At 57.9% G+C, this 17,296-nt stretch carries 14 protein-coding genes and 1 pseudogene; 4 read left to right on the forward strand and 11 right to left on the reverse strand.

The genetic code is table 11. The features are described from left to right. Nucleotides 1-16 precede the first annotated feature (16 nt). Genes holA through leuS form a run of 3 tightly spaced genes read right to left on the reverse strand, consistent with a single transcriptional unit; the run spans nt 17 to nt 4,094 of the window. Nucleotides 17-1,054: a DNA polymerase III subunit delta gene (gene holA, locus R6U90_RS03605; RefSeq protein WP_410351294.1), complete on the reverse strand. Its 1,038-nt coding sequence runs from the start codon at nt 1,052-1,054 to the stop codon at nt 17-19. Next, nucleotides 1,038-1,628, reverse strand: coding sequence for an LPS assembly lipoprotein LptE (gene lptE, locus R6U90_RS03610; RefSeq protein WP_410351295.1), 591 nt, complete (start codon nt 1,626-1,628; stop codon nt 1,038-1,040). The genes holA and lptE overlap by 17 nt, the downstream gene beginning before the upstream one ends. Nucleotides 1,629-1,637: 9 nt before the next feature. Then, a complete protein-coding gene (gene leuS, locus R6U90_RS03615; protein ID WP_410351296.1) occupies nt 1,638-4,094 on the reverse strand; it encodes a leucine--tRNA ligase in 2,457 nt (818 codons plus the stop codon). A 162-nt stretch (nt 4,095-4,256) separates the two neighbouring features. On the opposite strand from leuS, the gene R6U90_RS03620 reads away from it, so the two are divergent. The 3 genes from R6U90_RS03620 to R6U90_RS03630 all read left to right on the forward strand — a co-directional run bounded on the left by R6U90_RS03620 (nt 4,257) and on the right by R6U90_RS03630 (nt 7,348). After that, nucleotides 4,257-4,775 (forward strand): zinc ribbon-containing protein, encoded by a 519-nt coding sequence (locus tag R6U90_RS03620; RefSeq protein WP_410351297.1) that lies wholly within the window; start codon nt 4,257-4,259, stop codon nt 4,773-4,775. A gap of 476 nt (nt 4,776-5,251) precedes the next feature. Continuing rightward, nucleotides 5,252-5,473 (forward strand): DUF2892 domain-containing protein, encoded by a 222-nt coding sequence (locus tag R6U90_RS03625; RefSeq protein ID WP_410351298.1) that lies wholly within the window; start codon nt 5,252-5,254, stop codon nt 5,471-5,473. Nucleotides 5,474-5,479: 6 nt separating this feature from the next. Further along, nucleotides 5,480-7,348 carry a putative bifunctional diguanylate cyclase/phosphodiesterase gene (locus R6U90_RS03630; RefSeq protein WP_410351299.1) on the forward strand — a complete coding sequence of 623 codons (1,869 nt, stop codon included), beginning with the start codon at nt 5,480-5,482 and terminating at the stop codon, nt 7,346-7,348. 298 nt (nt 7,349-7,646) lie between these two features. Here R6U90_RS03630 and lnt read toward each other — a convergent pair whose 3' ends face one another. The 5 genes from lnt to miaB are packed head-to-tail and all read right to left on the reverse strand — an operon-like array spanning nt 7,647 to nt 12,884. After that, complete coding sequence (gene lnt / locus R6U90_RS03635; RefSeq protein ID WP_410351300.1) at nt 7,647-9,194, reverse strand: apolipoprotein N-acyltransferase; 1,548 nt, start codon at nt 9,192-9,194, stop codon at nt 7,647-7,649. Then, nucleotides 9,178-10,080: an HlyC/CorC family transporter gene (locus tag R6U90_RS03640; protein ID WP_410351301.1), complete on the reverse strand. Its 903-nt coding sequence runs from the start codon at nt 10,078-10,080 to the stop codon at nt 9,178-9,180. Before R6U90_RS03640 ends, lnt begins: the two co-directional genes overlap by 17 nt. Continuing rightward, complete coding sequence (gene ybeY / locus R6U90_RS03645) at nt 10,077-10,538, reverse strand: rRNA maturation RNase YbeY (RefSeq protein ID WP_410351302.1); 462 nt, start codon at nt 10,536-10,538, stop codon at nt 10,077-10,079. The genes R6U90_RS03640 and ybeY overlap by 4 nt, the downstream gene beginning before the upstream one ends. Further along, entirely contained in the window at nt 10,535-11,509 is a 975-nt protein-coding gene (locus R6U90_RS03650; RefSeq protein ID WP_410351303.1) for a PhoH family protein, read from the reverse strand. The genes ybeY and R6U90_RS03650 overlap by 4 nt, the downstream gene beginning before the upstream one ends. Before the next feature lie 34 nt (nt 11,510-11,543). Continuing rightward, nucleotides 11,544-12,884, reverse strand: a complete 1,341-nt coding sequence (gene miaB, locus R6U90_RS03655; RefSeq protein WP_410351304.1) for a tRNA (N6-isopentenyl adenosine(37)-C2)-methylthiotransferase MiaB — start codon at nt 12,882-12,884, stop codon at nt 11,544-11,546. Between the two features lie 152 nt (nt 12,885-13,036). Here miaB and R6U90_RS03660 point away from each other — a divergent pair, with 152 nt between their 5' ends. Then, on the forward strand, nt 13,037-14,695 hold the full coding sequence (locus R6U90_RS03660) for a cation:proton antiporter (RefSeq protein WP_410351305.1): 1,659 nt from the start codon (nt 13,037-13,039) through the stop codon (nt 14,693-14,695). Nucleotides 14,696-14,703: 8 nt separating this feature from the next. Here the strand turns inward: R6U90_RS03660 and R6U90_RS03665 are convergent. The 3 genes and pseudogenes from R6U90_RS03665 to R6U90_RS03675 all read right to left on the reverse strand — a co-directional run bounded on the left by R6U90_RS03665 (nt 14,704) and on the right by R6U90_RS03675 (nt 17,237). Beyond that, nucleotides 14,704-15,557, reverse strand: a pseudogene (locus tag R6U90_RS03665) (ammonium transporter). 199 nt (nt 15,558-15,756) lie between these two features. Continuing rightward, complete coding sequence (locus tag R6U90_RS03670) at nt 15,757-16,665, reverse strand: HDOD domain-containing protein (protein ID WP_410351306.1); 909 nt, start codon at nt 16,663-16,665, stop codon at nt 15,757-15,759. Nucleotides 16,666-16,709: 44 nt separating this feature from the next. Beyond that, the gene (locus R6U90_RS03675) at nt 16,710-17,237 is read right to left on the reverse strand and encodes a hypothetical protein (protein WP_410351307.1); all 528 of its coding nucleotides are present in this window, start codon (nt 17,235-17,237) and stop codon (nt 16,710-16,712) included. Between the last annotated feature and the right edge of the window lie 59 nt (nt 17,238-17,296).

Genomic DNA, 17,296 nt, shown 5'->3' on the forward strand with positions numbered 1-17,296 from the left:
TACCTGTAATGTGAAATCAGCTGTCGGCCCGACCGGGTTCAAACAGGGGACGTTCGGCCAGCGCCATGATCAATTGTAACAACTCCTCCCACGGCTCGCCCGCCACCTGCCCCTTGAGACAGCGATCGATCTGCCCGCAACGCTGCAACAGCGATCGCCACAGCGCGGCCCGCGGATGACGACGCAGAGCGGCGCTCACCGGAGGCTTGCGTTTGTCCCAGACCCGGTATTGCTGTAGCACGGCTGCCAGCGGCTGACCGTTCTCCAGCGTGGTGGCCATGCCGGCCAGTGAACGGATCTCACGGCTCAGGGCCCACAATACCAGAATCGCTTCGACCCCCTCGCCGCGCAACCCATATAGCATGCGCTGGGCCCGCACCCGGTCTCCGTTCAGGGTGACATCCACCAGCGAGAACAGATCATAGCGGGCGCTGTCGGCCACCGCCGCCGCCACCTGTTCGGCATCGATAGGACCGGGGCCATTGAGCAGACGCAGTTTTTCCAGCTCCTGATCGGCGGCCAGCAAATTGCCTTCGATGCGATCCACCAGCAGTTGCAGGGCCGCCTCGTCGGGCTGCATCTCGCGCAGAGCCATGCGTTGCTTCAGCCAGGCGGGCAACTGCGCCGCCTCGATGGGCCACACCGCCAGTGTCACCCCGGCCCGGTCGATAGCTTTGTACCATTTACTGTTCTGCTGGGTTTTATCCAGTTTGGCGCTGATGATCAGCAACAGCGTATCCGACGGCGGGTTATTGAGATAGGCCTGCAGCGCCTTGCTGCCCTCGGTTCCCGGCTTGCCGGTGGGCAGGCGCAGTTCGATCAACTGCTTTTCGGCAAACAGGGACAGATTGGCCGTGGAAGCGCCCAGATTCTGCCAGTCAAAGCGGGCATCGGCATGCAGCACCTGGCGATCGGTATAGCCCTGCTGCCGGGCGTGCTGACGCAGGGCATTGACGGCCTGATCGATCTGGAAGGGTTCGTCGCCGCTGATCAGATACACCGGGGCCAGCTCCTTTTGCAGCCGGGCGGGAAGCTGATCAGCGCGCAGCTTCATCGTCGCCCTGGTTGTCCGCCTCGAAAGCGGGCTCGGATTGTTCGGCGTCGGGCGCAGGTTGATCCGCGCGTTGACGCATCTGGAAGGTAATGCGCCGCATCATCTGCAGCGCCGCTTCTTCGGCCAGCAGGCGCTCGAGACGTGCTTCCTCGTCATCCATGGCCAGGGCATTGTTCGGATCGAACTGGTAAGAGCGGCGGACACTGATCGTCTGATTCTGCAGCAGCGGCTGGCCGTCGGCATTCTCGAGCGTGAAGCTGACCTGATAACGCAGCTCGTACTCGTTGGGCCGCCCGGCACTGTCTACCGACAAGGTACGTCGTGTCACGTCCTCCCGATTGATCACCAGTCGTGCGGCCGCGCCTGTCGCATCGCCGAACTCCAGCTTCGCGTCTGACAGGCGCCAGGAGCGGCTCAACGATTCGCCCAGAGCCGAATAGGGCGCGACGCCTTCGGCCACCGTGTATTGCAATTGGGGGGGCATATCCACCGCGCCGCGCAGGCGAAACCCGCAGGCCTGCAGCACCAGGGTCAGAATCAATAACAGCGGCAGCCAGTAACGTGTCTTGGACATTGTGCGCCTCTATTTGACCACGATATTGACCAGCTTGCCCGGGACCACGATCAGCTTGATGATCCCCTTGCCCTCGATAAAGCGTTGCACATTTTCTTCCTGCTGGGCAGCCTGCTCGATCTGATTGCGCCCGGCATCCACCGGCATGCTGATGCGACCGCGCAGCTTGCCGTTGACCTGCACCACCAGCTCGACCTCTTCGCGCACCAGGGCCGACTCATCCACCTGCGGCCAGGGCTGTTCGATTACCGCCTTTTCATGACCCAGTGCCTGCCATAGCACGTGGGTAATATGCGGCACGATGGGGGATAACAACAGCACGACCGTCTCCAGGGCTTCCTGGACCACAGCCCGGCCCGCCCGGGAATCATCCTCGAACTTGCCCAGTGCGTTCATCAGTTCCATGACAGCAGCAATGGCCGTGTTGAAGGTAAAGCGCCGGCCCATATCGTCGGTGCACTTGGCGATGGTTTCGTGCACCTGACGGCGCAGTGTTTTCTGTTTGTCCGACAGGGCGGCGGGATCGACCGCCCCGGCCGGGTCGCCCTCGACATGTTGCTGCACCCTGGTCCACAGACGCTTGAGAAACCGGTAACCCCCGTCGACGCCCGCATCGGACCATTCCAGAGACTGTTCCGGCGGCGCGGCGAACATCATGAACAGTCGCGCGGTGTCAGCGCCGTATTTGTCAATCAGCGCCTGCGGGTCCACCGTGTTGCCCTTGGACTTGGACATCTTGGCGCCGTCTTTTAACACCATGCCCTGGGTCAGCAGACGGGTAAACGGTTCGGCATTTTGAATCAGCCCCACATCGCGCATCAACTTGTTATAAAAGCGCGCGTATAACAAATGCAGGATGGCGTGCTCGATACCACCGATGTACTGGTCCACCGGCAGCCAGTAGTCGGCGCGAGCATCCAGCATCGCCTTGTCGTTGTCCGCGCTGGCATAGCGAGCGTAATACCAGCTCGACTCCATGAAGGTATCGAAGGTATCGGTTTCACGCTCGGCCTTGCTGCCGCATTTGGGACAGCGGGTATTATAAAATTCCGGCATCTGCTTGAGCGGCGAGCCAACCACGCCCTCGAAGTTGACCTCTTCGGGCAACACCACCGGCAGGTCCTTTTCCGGCACCGGCACTTCGCCGCATTGTTTGCAGTGAATGATCGGAATCGGTGCGCCCCAGTAACGCTGACGTGACACCCCCCAGTCGCGCAGGCGGTAGGTGACCCGTTTCTCGCCGCGCTTTTGTTTTTTCAGGTGATCGGCAATCCGGTCGAACGCCAGTTCGGAAGTCAGGCCATCGAACTCGCCGGAATTGATCAAATTGCCTTTGTCGGTGAACGCGCCTTCATCAAGATCGGGTAATTCGCCCTCGATCGGGGCGATCACCGGTCGAATCGGCAACCCATAGGCGCGGGCAAACTCCCAGTCGCGCGGATCGTGCGCGGGCACCGACATGACCGCCCCTTCGCCATAACTCATCAACACGAAGTTGGCCACGTAGATCGGCAGCTGATCGCCGCTGATCGGATGCACCGCCTTGAAGCCGGTATCGATACCCTTCTTCTCCAGGGTTTCGAGCGTGGCTTCGGCGGTCCCGGTCTGTTCGCACTCTTTTATAAAGTCGGCCACATTGGCATAGCGCTCGCCCGCTTCCTGCGCCAGCGGGTGTTGTGCCGCCACCGCCATATAGGTCACACCCATCAGGGTATCCGGGCGGGTGGTAAAGACTTTCAGACGTTCCTTGCGCCCGGCCAGGTCGAAGGCAATCTCCACCCCATGGGACCGGCCGATCCAGTTGCGCTGCATGGTGCGCACCTGCTCCGGCCAGCCCTCCAGGTTATCCAGCTCCTCCAGCAGTTCATCGGCATAGGCAGTGATCTTCATGAACCATTGCGGGATGTCCTTGCGCTCCACTGCGGTATCGCAACGCCAGCACTTGCCCTCGATCACCTGTTCGTTGGCCAGCACGGTCAGATCGTTCGGACACCAGTTGACCGGCGAGGTCTTTTTGTAAACCAGTCCTTTTTTATACAGTTTGGTAAACAGCCACTGCTCCCAGCGGTAATAATCGGGATCGCAGGTGGCCAGTTCCCGATCCCAGTCGTAACCGAGCCCCAGCCTCTTGAGCTGGGTGCGCATGTAATCGATGTTCTGCCGGGTCCAGATGGCCGGGGCCACCTGGTTCTGCATGGCCGCGTTTTCCGCCGGCAGACCGAAGGCGTCCCAGCCCATCGGCTGCAGCACATTCTTGCCCTGCATGCGCTGATAGCGGCTGATCACATCCCCGATGGTGTAATTGCGAACATGGCCCATGTGCAGGCGGCCGCTCGGATAGGGAAACATGGACAGGCAATAGAATTTCTCCCTGTCCGGATCCTCGCTGACCTTGAAGGATTGCTGCGCTTCCCAGTACTGCTGGGCGGTCTGCTCGATCTGTTCGGGGCGGTATTGTTCGTCCATTCGCTCGCTGCTTCGGTTGATCATCGGATTGGGATAAGCGACCTATTCTACTCCGCCCGCACGCCGGGCAAAACCGCGATATTCGGCCCCCGGGGCTTGCAAGTGCCGGCCAGCGGACCCAAGATAACCTTATCTGGTTGAAAAAAATAAGGAATCGACACCATGAACGATACTCAGGATCGGCTGCTCAAGGCCTACCGCGATATGATGCACCACCTGCGCGACGCGTGGACGGATGTAGAAGAAAAAGCATTGCCACCGCTGCAGGAACGCCTCGACAAAGCGATGCAACAGGCTTCGGAGATGGGCGAGCTCAGCCGCGAGGAGGCCGAACGAGTCCGCGAATATGTGCGCCGTGATGTGGAAGAAGCGGCAGATTTCATGAGCGAGAATGGTCGCCAGCTCAAGGAGTGGCTCCAGTTCGATCTCCAGTTTGCCGAATCCAAATTCGCCGAAATGTTTGCCGCCGTAGCGGATCGAACCCGGCTGGAACTGGAGTTGCTGGCCGAGCGGGCCCGTCGGGTCGGCGAATGGCATACCGGGGAAATCACCGGCATCGGTGTCCTGCAGTGCAAGCAGTGTGGCGAGAAGCTACACTTCGAAAAACCGGGCCACATTCCGCCCTGTCCCAAATGCCGGGCTACCGTCTTCAAGAAATATTTCGGCCCGCCACAAGAATAATACCGCCCCCCCTCTGCGTGTCTGCGCATAATCCGGAGCGTGATGTCCCGTAACCTTCCCGGATCGGGACAGATCGTTCGCAACAATTCACCGACAATATCCGACATGCCAAAGTATGTGCGGGACCCTTCTTACTCACGCATGATCGAGCGCCAAACCCGGCAGCGGCTTGTAGTTGGCCAGACAGGGCACGGTTATTTCCGGGCACAGCGGCATGGTTGTGGTCATGCCCCCTCGCCGTGATGCCTGGCAAACAGACATCCCCACGCAACAGGCGCCAAATTTATGACCCTGTTCAGATCGTCAAAATCTCATCGCCCCACTGGCGGATGACTGGCTCAGCTGAGGACTTTATCAGGGCATAATTGTCAGGAAATATACCCGGAGTTGCCTTTACATAACATATAAACTATAAGGGTATAAAAGTCCGATATCCGCTAACAGCATCCGGATTCCGCAACTTGAAGGTCGGCGTCATGATCCAGCTCTCGAAAAATATCGGTCCCATCGAACGTAGCATACGCAGCCTTGTTGGATTGTTGCTGATTTACCTGGGATTCATCGAGACCAGTATTATTCCGGATCCATTGTTTTCCTTTCTGGTCGGAATATTCGGCGCCGCCAATCTGTTCAGCGGATTGCTGGGATGGTGTCCGATGTACCATCTGACCCGAACCACTGCCCGCGACGGCGAGTAAAGCCTGATGCAGTTACGCGGCTGGCTGGTTATCGCTTTTGGTACCCTGTCTCTGTGTATCATTATCATTTTCGGTTACATGGCTCATCGCACCTCGCATGATGCGCGCCTGAACACCGGGTACAACTTTATCCAGCAACGTCTGCATACCCTTGGCGGGCTGCTTGGACAGGAAACACGCGCCTCCCGGGCTCCTTTATCGCTTACTCTCGGGGTCGTTATCGACAAGCTGATTGCCGCCGATGAATTCCTTGTTATTCAAAACAGTCAGGGCAATATTCGTATCCTGGGAAATCCGCCCGCAGACTGGCAAAAAGCAGCCCATGATATTCACACCCAGGGGGATACCTCGCTTGTCCGTATAGACAATCAACGATTTATAGCCGGAACCACTACCCTTGATAACGGCTTGCAACTGTCACTATACAGTCTGGTCAGTAACCGATTAGCGGTTTTTCAAGGCTACTCTGCCTGGAGCCGGTTCATTGTGGCTGCCCTGCTGACCCTCTGGCTGGCCATATGGAGCGCGTTAATCCTTGCTGGCTGGATAAACCGTCAGCTTGATCGGCAAAACAGGCGCCTGTTTTACCATGCCATGCATGACAACCTGACGGGACTGCCCAACCGTCTCATGTTACGCCAGGAACTCGAAAAATTTGTCACCCGGCCTTCCGGGCCGTTTGTTGCTCTATATATCCTTGATATCAAACACTTCCAGGAACTGAATGATACCCTGGGTCATGTTTATGGTGATGACCTGCTGAAAAAAATTGGCCAACGCCTCAGCAGAAATAAACTTTCCTATGAACTGATGGCGCGCATGGGCAGTGATGAGTTCGGAATTATTGCGCAGCATGAGCGGGAGGAACAAATAAAGGAACTTGCCGAGCAGATCAACCGTCAACTGGAAAGACCGGTCAGTTTTGACAAGATACAGTTTCATACCAAGCTTAACATCGGTGTGGCGGTGTTTCCGGAGCATGGCAAACAGGCTGATATTCTTATACAAAACGCCGAAGTCGCCTTGTCCAGGGCCAAGTCACTGAAACAACCTCTTGTACTGTACAAACACGAAGACAACCCTTATAGCATCGCTCGCCTTAAATTGATCAGCGAATTACATCATGCCATCAAACATCACGATCTGCAGATCTATTATCAACCAAAATATGATCTTGAGAGCGGCCAAATCACCGGCGCCGAAGCCCTGGCTCGCTGGGAATACGGCAAGGATAACTATATTCCTCCTGCTACCTTTATACCGCTTGCTGAACAAACCGGCCTGATCGGTCAGCTTTCCAGGCAAATGCTCTACGGCGCCATCCGGCAATGGCATGAATGGTATCAGCAAGGCTACGACATGCAGATATCGCTTAATATATGTTCCAGTGACTTTGAGGATCCGATATTCAGGGAAGATATTCGCCGCTGTCTGGCCCAGTGGCAGGTGCCTCCGGACAGGATTATTCTGGAGATCACCGAAAATACATTGATGGAAACTCACGATACCAATCGACGCCTGCTCGAATCTCTGCGTGACAGCGGCGTCATATTATCCATCGATGATTTCGGTACGGGATTCTCTTCCCTGGCCTATCTGCGCCATTTGCCGATTACCGAAATCAAAATAGACAAAATCTTTGTCCAGGGAATGTTAAATAACATCAATGACCGGGCTATTGTCAGAACCATCATTGATCTGGCACATAATCTTGGATTCCAGATCGTGGCAGAGGGCGTTGAAGACCACCAGACTCTGTTGTTGTTACAGGAAATGGGATGCGAGTTCATCCAAGGTTACTATATTGGCAGACCTGTTCCGCCAGGGGAATTTAAAAGCCAGCTTTCAAAACAGGAAACCATTACAGAACCATAATATCCGTGGCTGGCCTGTCGCCAGTAACGGTCCAGCCGTTGTTCCCGGAAGTCCGGACTGACCCGTACTTTAAGCCAGGTACGGGCGATAAGATGCAGCGCAAATCCGCAGCGGATAAAAATTCTCGAATCTATGAAGGAAGTGTGAAATGGCTTGCCGGATTGCGTGGCTCATGCCCCCAGAGCCTCAATTGTAAGGTCGACGGCCATCAGTTCGCAGCGCACAGCGATTACCCGGGAAATTTTCTGCCGGGTTTGCATTGTCTCTCGGATTGCCTGGCGGAGGTTTCTGGTCTCTGTCAGTCGGATTTGGCGACAGGTCGGCTCCTGGCGAGCCAAACGAGTACAACGCCGCTGAGTAACAATAACAGCAAAACCGGATAGTTTCCGAAACGGATATACGGGGTGCTGCCCTGTCGGGGCTGGATATCCCCCCGGGTGACATGTGTTTCAAACTGGACAGAACGGGCAATCAGGCGACCCTTGTGATCGACGATAGCACTGATACCGTTGGTGGTCGCACGCAATAATGGTCGCCCGGTTTCCAGGGCACGCATGCGGGCAATTTGCAGATGCTGATGCGGTGCGAAGGAATCACCATACCAGGCGTTATTGCTGCCATTGATCATCAGCGTCGCTTCGGGCAGTTGCCGGATCACTTCCTCACCGAACACATCCTCGTAACAGACCGTGGCGGCCACCGAATGACCGGCGGCCTGTAACAGGGGCTGATCAGGATCGCCTGCACTGAAGCTGGACATAGGCAGATCGAAAAAGGCAATCATGCCACGCAGCATCGACTCCAGCGGCACATATTCACCAAACGGAACCAGGTGAGTCTTGTGATACATTCCCGGGGTGCGGCCCACGCTGAGCAGACTGTTGTAATAGGCCCGGCTCTGGCGATCCATTACAGGTAGACCCAGCACAATATCCGTGTCATGTTCTCGCGCCCGCTGTTGCAGTTCAGCCAGATAACCATCCTTGATATTGTGATAAAAAGTGCTCACCGCGTTTTCCGGCCAGACAACCAGATCGCTGTTCCATTCCTGTTCGGTCAGTTCCCGATATAATGACAACCGTTTGCTCAAAGCCTCCGGATCCCATTTGGTGGCCTGAGGCAGGTTGCCCTGAATCAGACTCGCGCGCAGCGGCTGCCCCTCGGGCTGGGTCCAGGTGATCTGCAATAATCCGTAACCCAGCAGATGCAGGGCAACAAACAGCAGCAACAGGCCGAGTTGTTTGCGTCGGCTACGATAGAGCAGGATCAGTAACAACAATGCCGCGCCCAGCAAGGTGACCCAGCCCAGACCATAACTGCCCAGCACTGGCGCATAACCGGCCAGGCCACTGTCGATCTGGCTGTAGCCCAGATTCAGCCAGGGGAAACCGGTCAAAAACCAGCCGCGAACCCATTCCAGCCCGATCCACAACGCCGGAAAAACCAGTAACAGGCTCAATAAACGCTGATGCCGATGTCTGGCAAGCGCGTTGCGTATCCGCACGGCGAGATAGCCGAGTAATCCGTAATAGAGCGCGACAAAAGCGACGAACAGGGCAGTTAACAAGGCCGCCAGCATGACCGAGGCAGAACCAAACTCATGAATGGCGACATACACCCAGGAGACACCGACGCCGAACAGGCCAAGCCCGAACAGATAGCCACTGAACAGAGCCTGCCGCGGCGTGGCATCCAGCCACAGATAGAACAGTAATGCCGGGGCCAGATAGGCCAGCGGCAGAAAGACGAACGGTTCAAACGCCAGCGGCAGGGCTGCGCCGGCCAGAAGCGCCAGGCCATAGCGGGCATGGCGCTGGCTTAACAAGGGTTCAGCCGCCCCGCGCACTGCTGCGTTCGACGCTCTCGGCTTGCGCCGGGGTTTCGAGCTGACGTACCTCCAGCAGATGGACCTGGCGATTGGTTGCCCGCAGGACACGGAACTGCAGATTCCCCAGCTCGATCACTTCGCCACGCTTGGGCAGATGTCCCAGCTGATTGATCACCAGGCCACCAATCGTGTCGAATTCTTCGTCACTATAATCGGTACCGAAGTGATGATTGAAATCCTCGATGGGCGTAATGCCCTTGACCGTAGCGGTCTGGTTTTCATGTTGCAGGATCTGCGTATCTTCCTCGAAGTCGTGCTCATCCTCAATCTCGCCGACAATCTGCTCCAGCACGTCCTCGATGGTCACCAGGCCGGCCACGCCACCGTATTCATCGACCACGATCGCCATGTGGTTACGATTGGCGCGAAACTCCTTGAGCAGCACGTTCAGTCGTTTGCTTTCGGGAATGATGACGGCGGGACGCAGGATATCGCGAATATTCAGCCGGCTTTGTTCGCCTTCGAGAAAATAGGGCAGCAGATCCTTGGCCAGCAGAATGCCGATCACATCGTCCTTGCTCTCTCCCACGGCCGGAAAGCGCGAGTGGGCGGAATCGATCACCGTTTTTAATATCTGTTTGGGATCGGCATCGCGTTCGACGACGGTCATTTGCGAGCGCGGGATCATGATATCGCGCACCTGCATGTCGGAGACCTGCAGGACACCTTCGATCATGGCCATGGCATCGATGTCGATGACCTGATTACGGTGTGCTTCGTGCAGGGCTTCCTGTAGCTGGTCCAGATCTTTCAGGTCGCCCTGCAGGGCCTGACCCAGCCGTTCCAGCCACGATTTTTGCGGTTTGGTATCTTTGTCGGGGTTCCCCGATCGATCTTCGCTCATTGCGCTTCTTCCAGTCGGTAAGGATTGGTATAGCCCAGTTCTTCCATGATGCTGATTTCCCGACGCTCCATTGCTTCTGCCTCGTCCTGTTGCAGATGATCATACCCCAGTAAATGCAGGGTGCCGTGTACTACCATATGCGCCCAGTGGGCTGTCTCTTGCTTGCCCTGTTCAGTGGCCTCGCGCTGTACCACCGGGGCACAGATCACCAGATCACCGAGCAAAGCCAGTTCGACCTCGGGTGGACACTCGAACGGAAACGACAAGACGTTGGTCGGTCCGCTTTTGTGCCGGTATTGCTCGTTCAGTTCGGCGCTTTCGGCTTCCTCGACGAGGCGTACCGTTAATTCAGCCTCTTCACGCTTCTCGGCCTGCAGAGCCGCGCTGGCCCAGCGCTGAATTTCCGCGTCAGGGGGGCCGGTCGCCGCGATCCGCTGCACCTCCACTTCAATACTCATGGCAACGGATCTTCGCCGCGCGCCTCGTACGCCTGGACAATGCGTTGCACCAGCGGATGGCGTACCACGTCCCTGGCGTTAAAAAAGGTAAAGCTGATCCCTTCCACGTCCTTCAGCACTTCAATCACCTGGCGCAGCCCCGATTGCTGGTTGCGTGGCAGATCCACCTGGGTCACGTCGCCGGTCACCACTACTGTGGAACCAAAACCGATCCGGGTCAGGAACATCTTCATCTGTTCCACGGTGGTGTTCTGCGCCTCATCGAGAATAATGAACGACTCGTTCAGGGTGCGCCCGCGCATGTAGGCCAGTGGCGCCACTTCGATCACGTTACGCTCCATCAGCCTGGCCACCGTTTCAAAGCCCAGCATTTCGTACAGTGCGTCGTAGAGCGGGCGCAGGTACGGGTCGATCTTCTGCGCCAGGTCACCGGGCAAAAAGCCCAGGCGCTCGCCCGACTCCACCGCCGGGCGGGTCAGCACCAGCCTTCGTGCTTCCTCGCGCTCCAGCGCCTGAACGGCCGCCGCCACGGCGAGATAGGTCTTGCCGGTCCCGGCCGGGCCGATACCAAAATTGAGATCGTTGTCCTTGAGGTTACCCAGGTATTGTTTCTGGTTCGGGCCGCGCCCGCGGACTGTGCCGCGCGGGGTGGTCAGGATCACCTCATCTTTCGGTGTGATGTCCGCCACCAGCGCAGCGACGCCGGACTCCTGTAAATGGAGATTCACCTGCGACGGATTCAAGGTCTGGTGTTCAGTTTCGGCATACAAATCGCGCAGCACCTCGCCGGCCGCCTGCACCGAACGGCTGTCGCCGATCACCCGGAAATTGTTGCCGCGATTGTTCACTTCCACGCCCAGACGCCGTTCAATCTGGCGCAGATGCTCGTCGAACTGACCACACAGGTTGGCCAGCCGCTGATTATCAGCGGGTTCGAGAACGATATCGGTGGAAAAAGCGTGGTTGGTCAAGACGGGATCTGGGTTATCTTAAAGGTACAGGCAATCAGGCACAGCGGACGGACTGGCTCACCAGTTCGCCGCGCAGGGAGTTGGGCATAGCTTCGGTAATCGTCACCTCGACAAACTCACCGATCAGTTCGGAATCACCCTTGAAGTTTACCACACGATTGTTGGCCGTGCGCCCGGCAAGTTGGCCCGGATCTTTCCGGGAAGGGCCGCTGACCAGAATCTGCTGGGTGGTGCCGATCATGTTGCGGCTGATTTCGGCCGTCTGCTGATTGATGCGATCCTGCAAAATGGCCAGTCGCTGTTTTTTTACGTCCAGTGGCACATCGTCCGGTAAAGAGGAGGCAGGCGTTCCCGGCCGGGCGCTGTAAACAAAGCTGAACGAATGATCGAAGCCGATTTCGGCGATCAGATCCATGGTCGCCTCGAAGTCGGCATCACTCTCGCCCGGGAAACCGACAATAAAATCCGAGGAAAGACTGATGTCCGGACGCACCTCGCGCAGGCGCCGGATAGTCGCCTTGTATTCAATGGCAGTATGCTTGCGTTTCATCAGCGCCAGAATCCGATCCGAGCCGCTTTGCACCGGCAGGTGCAGGTGACTGACCAGCTCGGGCACCTCGGCATAGGCCTGAAACAGGCTCTCGTTCATTTCCAGCGGATGGGAAGTGGTATAACGAATCCGATCGATACCGTCGATAGCGGCCACGTACTGGATCAGCAGGCCGAGATCGGCCAGCTCGCCGTCATCCATCACGCCACGATAGGCATTGACGTTCTGCCCCAGCAGAGTCACCTCGCGCACGCCGCGCTCGGCCAGCTCCGCTACTTCAGCAATCACATCATCGAATGGCCGGCTGAACTCCTCGCCACGGGTATAGGGCACCACGCAAAAACTGCAGTACTTGCTGCACCCTTCCATAATGGACACAAAGGCGCTGGGACCGTCGGTCCGGGATTCGGGCATGTGGTCGAATTTTTCGATCTCGGGGAAAGAGATGTCCACTACCGGGCGTTTGCGGGCGCGTGCATCGTCCAGCATCTGCGGCAGACGGTGCAGGGTCTGGGGACCGAAGACCAGATCCACATAGGGTGCGCGCTTCAAGATGGCATCCCCTTCCTGACTGGCGACACAGCCGCCCACACCAATCACCAGCTCCGGGCGGGCCTGTTTCAGTTCGCGCCACATACCCAGGTGGGAGAATACTTTCTCCTGGGCCTTTTCGCGCACCGAGCAGGTGTTGAGCAGCAATACATCGGCTTCGTCGACCTGATCGGTCAACTCCAGGCCGTGCGACGCCCACAGCACGTCGGCCATCTTGGCCGTGTCGTACTCGTTCATCTGGCACCCAAAAGTCCGTATGTGAAGCTTGCCCATTTTTTAACCAGTTAAATTCGGGAGCGCAAAGGTAGCATTTTCACTCCGGCGTTTCCAGTAGTGCAAATATCTATACTCCTGTATTTATCATACACTCAGGTCAGTGGCCGCAGCCATGCGAGCCGGACGATCCCGACCGCCAGGGAGGAGCAATGCTTGAAAATGTCTTTGTCCAGTTCGGAACCATCATTGGCCTGGCCGCCGTCGTCGGGGCGCTGGCCCAGTGGCTGCGCCAGCCGCTGATCGTCGCCTTTATCGCGGTCGGGATCCTGCTGGGTCCCTCGGCGCTGGGCTGGGTCACCCATAGCAGCGAGATTGAGCTGTTCGCCCGCCTGGGTATTGCCCTGCTGCTGTTCGTAGTCGGCCTGAAGCTGGACCTGCACATCATTCGCAGCGTCGGCCCGGTCGCTCTGGTCTCCGGTCTGGGGCAGGTGATTTTCACCTCGGTGATCGGCTATCTGATCGGTCTGGCGCTGGGCATGGAACATGTTACCGCCCTCTACGTGGCGGTCGCCCTGACCTTCTCCAGCACGATCATTATCGTCAAACTGCTGTCGGACAAGCGCGAGGTCGATTCCCTGCATGGGCGGATCGCGGTGGGCTTTTTGATCGTGCAGGACATCGTGGTAGTGCTGGTCATGATCGCCCTGACCGCGTTTGGCAGCCAGAGCAGCACCGATCTCAATATGCTTCAGGAAGCGCTGTTCATTCTGCTCAAAGGGGTGCTGATGCTGGGCAGCGTGGCCCTGTTAATGCGCTATATCCTGCCAGCCCTGTTGCATCGTCTGGCCCATTCGGCGGAGTTGCTGATGCTGTTTGCCATTGCCTGGGCGGTGCTGGGTGCCGCTGCCGGTGATGCGCTGGGTTTCAGCAAGGAAGTGGGTGCCTTTCTGGCCGGAATTTCCATCGCCTCCACTCCCTACCGTGAAATGGTGGCCGCACGTCTGGTCAGTCTGCGCGATTTTCTGTTGCTATTCTTTTTTATCGAGCTGGGTGCCAGCCTGGAACTGGGGACCCTCGGGGCCCAGCTGGGCGCGGCGGGACTCTTCTCGGTCTTCGTGCTGATTGGTAATCCGCTGATCGTCATGGCCATCATGGGCTATATGGGCTATCGCAAACGGACCGGTTTTCTGGCCGGTCTGGCAGTGGCGCAGATCAGTGAGTTCTCACTTATCCTGGCGGCTCTGGGCCTCAGCCTCGGTCATCTGGGCCAGGAGACCGTCGGCCTGATTACCCTGGTGGGGCTCATCACGATCAGTCTCTCCACCTATATGATTCTCTATTCACATCCGCTGTACGATCGCCTCGCCCCGTATCTTGGGATCTTCGAACGCAAGGTTGCCTACCGTGAATCAGGCCAGACAGCGGGGGACACCGAGGAGGCCAGCATTCTGCTGTTCGGCCTGGGGCGTTTCGGTGCGACTGTAGCAGCCAACCTGCGCGGCCACGGTTACCGGATTCTCGCGGTGGACTTCGACCCGGAAGTGGTCCGGCTGCACACCCGTGAAGGCTACGCCGCCCGTTATGGCGATGCCGAGGATCCTGAGTTTCTCGCCACGCTGCCACTGGATCGGGTGCGCTGGGTCATCAGTACCATTCGGGATCGAAGCATCAACCGTATGCTACTCAGTGGTCTGCGCCAGCAGGGCTATCATGGCCGGATCGCGCTCTCCACTGCCCATCGTCATGATGCCCAGATGTACGCGCAGGATGACATCGATCTGGTGCTGGTACCCTATGCCGATGCCGCCAGGGAAGCCGCCGAGCGGATCCTGGCCGCCGACGCGCAGCCCGGCGAGCGCTCGACCTGATACCGTACTCAGTCGATGACCGATTCGGAGGCGATCTTGTGAATGCTCAGATCGGCGCCGCGATACTCCTCTTCCTGGCTCAGACGGATTCCGACCAAGGCTTTGAGCAGGCCATAGACCAGCAACCCGCCAAGCAACGCAATCCCCACACCGATCAGAGTCCCGACCAGCTGGGCCATGAAACTGACGCCAGCCATGCCCCCGAGGGCTTCCAGGCCGAAAATACCGGCCGCCAGTGCGCCCCAGGCACCGCAGAGGCCATGCAACGGCCAGATCCCGAGCACATCATCGATACGCCATTTGTTCTGGGCCTGCATGCAGCCCCAGACGAACAACGCCCCCGGCTACCGCGCCAGTCATCAGCGCACCAGGTGGATGCATGATATCGGAACCGGCACAGACGGCCACCAACCCGCCAGTGGACCGCTATGCACGAAACCGGGATCATTTTTGCCCGTCACCAGCGCGGCGAGAATTCCGCCGACCATGGCCATCAATGAGTTGATGGCCGCCAGCTGCGGATAGAAGCGGGTCCGCTCGGCGAGCCCGCCGGAGATGATGGCCGGAATGGCCGCGGCAAACGTCAACAAGAAGAAAAATTTCACCAGCTCATCACCGCTGTTTGCGGTCAGCGCTGGCGCGGCCTGGAAAAAACCCGTGCCGCAGGCAATGACGTAACCGATAAAAACAGGCGATCGTCGAGGCGGCGAAATCGCTGATGATCTTGACCAGGGCGTTGACCTGATTCTTTTTACGCACCGTGCCAACTTCCAGAAAAGCAAAGCCCGAATGCATGGCCAGCACCATGATGGCCCCCGAGAAGAATGAGCAGCACGTCAGTAGCGGTTTGAAAATGTTCCATCTTGTTATCCTGAAAATACTCAAAGTTGGTTCAGGATTTAGCAAGATACGCATCACTTCGGCGCTGACAGTATTTACAAGCAGTTAGAAAAACCCGACGCCTTGCAAGGGATCCATTATGCGCCGTTTTTAGTGCAATACTGTAATATTGTATAGACCGCACCATAATAGCGCGTTAAGGGGGCTCCCCGGCCCGGCACTCAGCGCGAGCGAAAACCGCGTGGCAGGATCACTTCCAGGGCATCGCTGAATAGTGGGCCGGCACGCTGACACAATGGTTCGATGAGTGATTCATCCCGATTGAGGGTCTGCCAGGCGAGGGGATCGATGGGCTGGACATAGACCTCACTATTGCTATCGAGCCCCTGCTCGGCCAGGCCGGTGATACTGTTGGCGATATGGACAATACAGGCCTCAACCAGATGCGCCGGCGCCTCCGTCGGCCGGTGATGGTAATCGACCGCTGCACATAACGAGTCGGGCATTTGCCAGGCCCTGAGCAGCTCCCCGCCGATACGGGCGTGATCGAAACCCAGCAGACGCTGTTCGGCCTCGAAGTCTCCGCAGGGCTGTTCCGCGGCCAGTTCGATCGCGGCGCGCGACTGTTCAGGCAGGCGGTTATACATCACCAGTTTGCCAATATCGTGCAACAGGCCTGCGACAAACAACCGCTCGCTATGTAACACATGGCACTCTTCGGCCAGTAACTGGGCCACCACCGCACAATACACACTGTGTCGCCAGAAATGGACCATGTTTAACAGATCGGTCGGAATCCGCGAGAAGGTCTCCACTGCGGAAGCGGCCAGCACCAGGCCGCGCAATTCACGCAGACCGATCACTGTCACGGCCCGGGAAACCGTTTCGATACGGGATGGAAAACCGTAAAAGGAGCTGTTCACAATCTTGAGCAGGCGGGCCGTCAAACTCGCGTCCTGGCTGATCACCTTGCCCAGTTCACTGGCCGAAGTCTCGGGTTCCTCGACCATTTCATTGACCCGCAAACAAACTTCCGGCAGGGAAACCAGGCGCACGGCCCCACCGACCAGCTCAGAAGGAGAAATACCGGCAGGATAGTCGCCGGAAGCCTGTGGGGTTACATCACTCATTGAAAAAAGTTAGCGACTGTCGCAGCAACAACTTTAACAAGGGTTTACTCACCGGCTTCCTCGCGGCGTTTGGCCAGGCTCAATTGCGCCATCTGACTGACCCCGGACAGAGGATCCCCGCTCAGACGCTGCAGGGTGGGGACAGCAGTATTCCAGTTGCGCGCCACCTCCAGACGAACCTCCCCATTGTTATCCGTCGCGAGGATCGCCAGCGCCCTGGCCGGGACATATTCAAAACGGGCTACCACACTGCGCACAGCCGGTTCGGGATCGTGGGCCAGTTTGAGGAATGTCCGATCGGCTGTATCAAGATTGGTGGCCACACCAATGCGTACCTGGGGATGCGAATCGTCCGCCAGTTGATGCAGCAGTTCGGGTGGCGCACGACGGTTGCGGGCGACTCGCTGGCGCACTTCCCAGTCGCTGTCCCGGGCCAGCGTTTGCAGGCGCTCGGCCGAAGTAGCAGGATGGGACGCGTCCCGCCGGCGCTGCTGTGATTCATCGGCCAGCGCCGGGGGCAGGGCCAGTAACAGAATCAGGCTCCCTGCAACGGACCATCGGGCATAACGCATGGCGGGTTCCTTGTCATGACGGAATCGGGCAAGTGCCTATCCTTCCCCGCCCGCCTTAT

It is taken from the genome of Thiohalophilus sp. (genome assembly GCF_046483665.1).
GTDB lineage: Bacteria > Pseudomonadota > Gammaproteobacteria > UBA6429 > Thiohalophilaceae > Thiohalophilus.

Excerpts from the sequence above, each read along its gene's own strand:
- holA (WP_410351294.1), bottom strand. The coding sequence starts at position 1,054 with ATGAAGCTGCGCGCTGATCAGCTTCCCGCCCGGCTGCAAAAGGAGCTG.
- lptE (WP_410351295.1), bottom strand. The coding sequence starts at position 1,628 with ATGTCCAAGACACGTTACTGGCTGCCGCTGTTATTGATTCTGACCCTG.
- leuS (WP_410351296.1), bottom strand. The coding sequence starts at position 4,094 with ATGGACGAACAATACCGCCCCGAACAGATCGAGCAGACCGCCCAGCAG.
- R6U90_RS03620 (WP_410351297.1), top strand. The coding sequence starts at position 4,257 with ATGAACGATACTCAGGATCGGCTGCTCAAGGCCTACCGCGATATGATG.
- R6U90_RS03625 (WP_410351298.1), top strand. The coding sequence starts at position 5,252 with ATGATCCAGCTCTCGAAAAATATCGGTCCCATCGAACGTAGCATACGC.
- R6U90_RS03630 (WP_410351299.1), top strand. The coding sequence starts at position 5,480 with ATGCAGTTACGCGGCTGGCTGGTTATCGCTTTTGGTACCCTGTCTCTG.
- R6U90_RS03640 (WP_410351301.1), bottom strand. The coding sequence starts at position 10,080 with ATGAGCGAAGATCGATCGGGGAACCCCGACAAAGATACCAAACCGCAA.
- ybeY (WP_410351302.1), bottom strand. The coding sequence starts at position 10,538 with ATGAGTATTGAAGTGGAGGTGCAGCGGATCGCGGCGACCGGCCCCCCT.
- miaB (WP_410351304.1), bottom strand. The coding sequence starts at position 12,884 with ATGGGCAAGCTTCACATACGGACTTTTGGGTGCCAGATGAACGAGTAC.
- R6U90_RS03660 (WP_410351305.1), top strand. The coding sequence starts at position 13,037 with ATGCTTGAAAATGTCTTTGTCCAGTTCGGAACCATCATTGGCCTGGCC.
- R6U90_RS03670 (WP_410351306.1), bottom strand. The coding sequence starts at position 16,665 with ATGAGTGATGTAACCCCACAGGCTTCCGGCGACTATCCTGCCGGTATT.
- R6U90_RS03675 (WP_410351307.1), bottom strand. The coding sequence starts at position 17,237 with ATGCGTTATGCCCGATGGTCCGTTGCAGGGAGCCTGATTCTGTTACTG.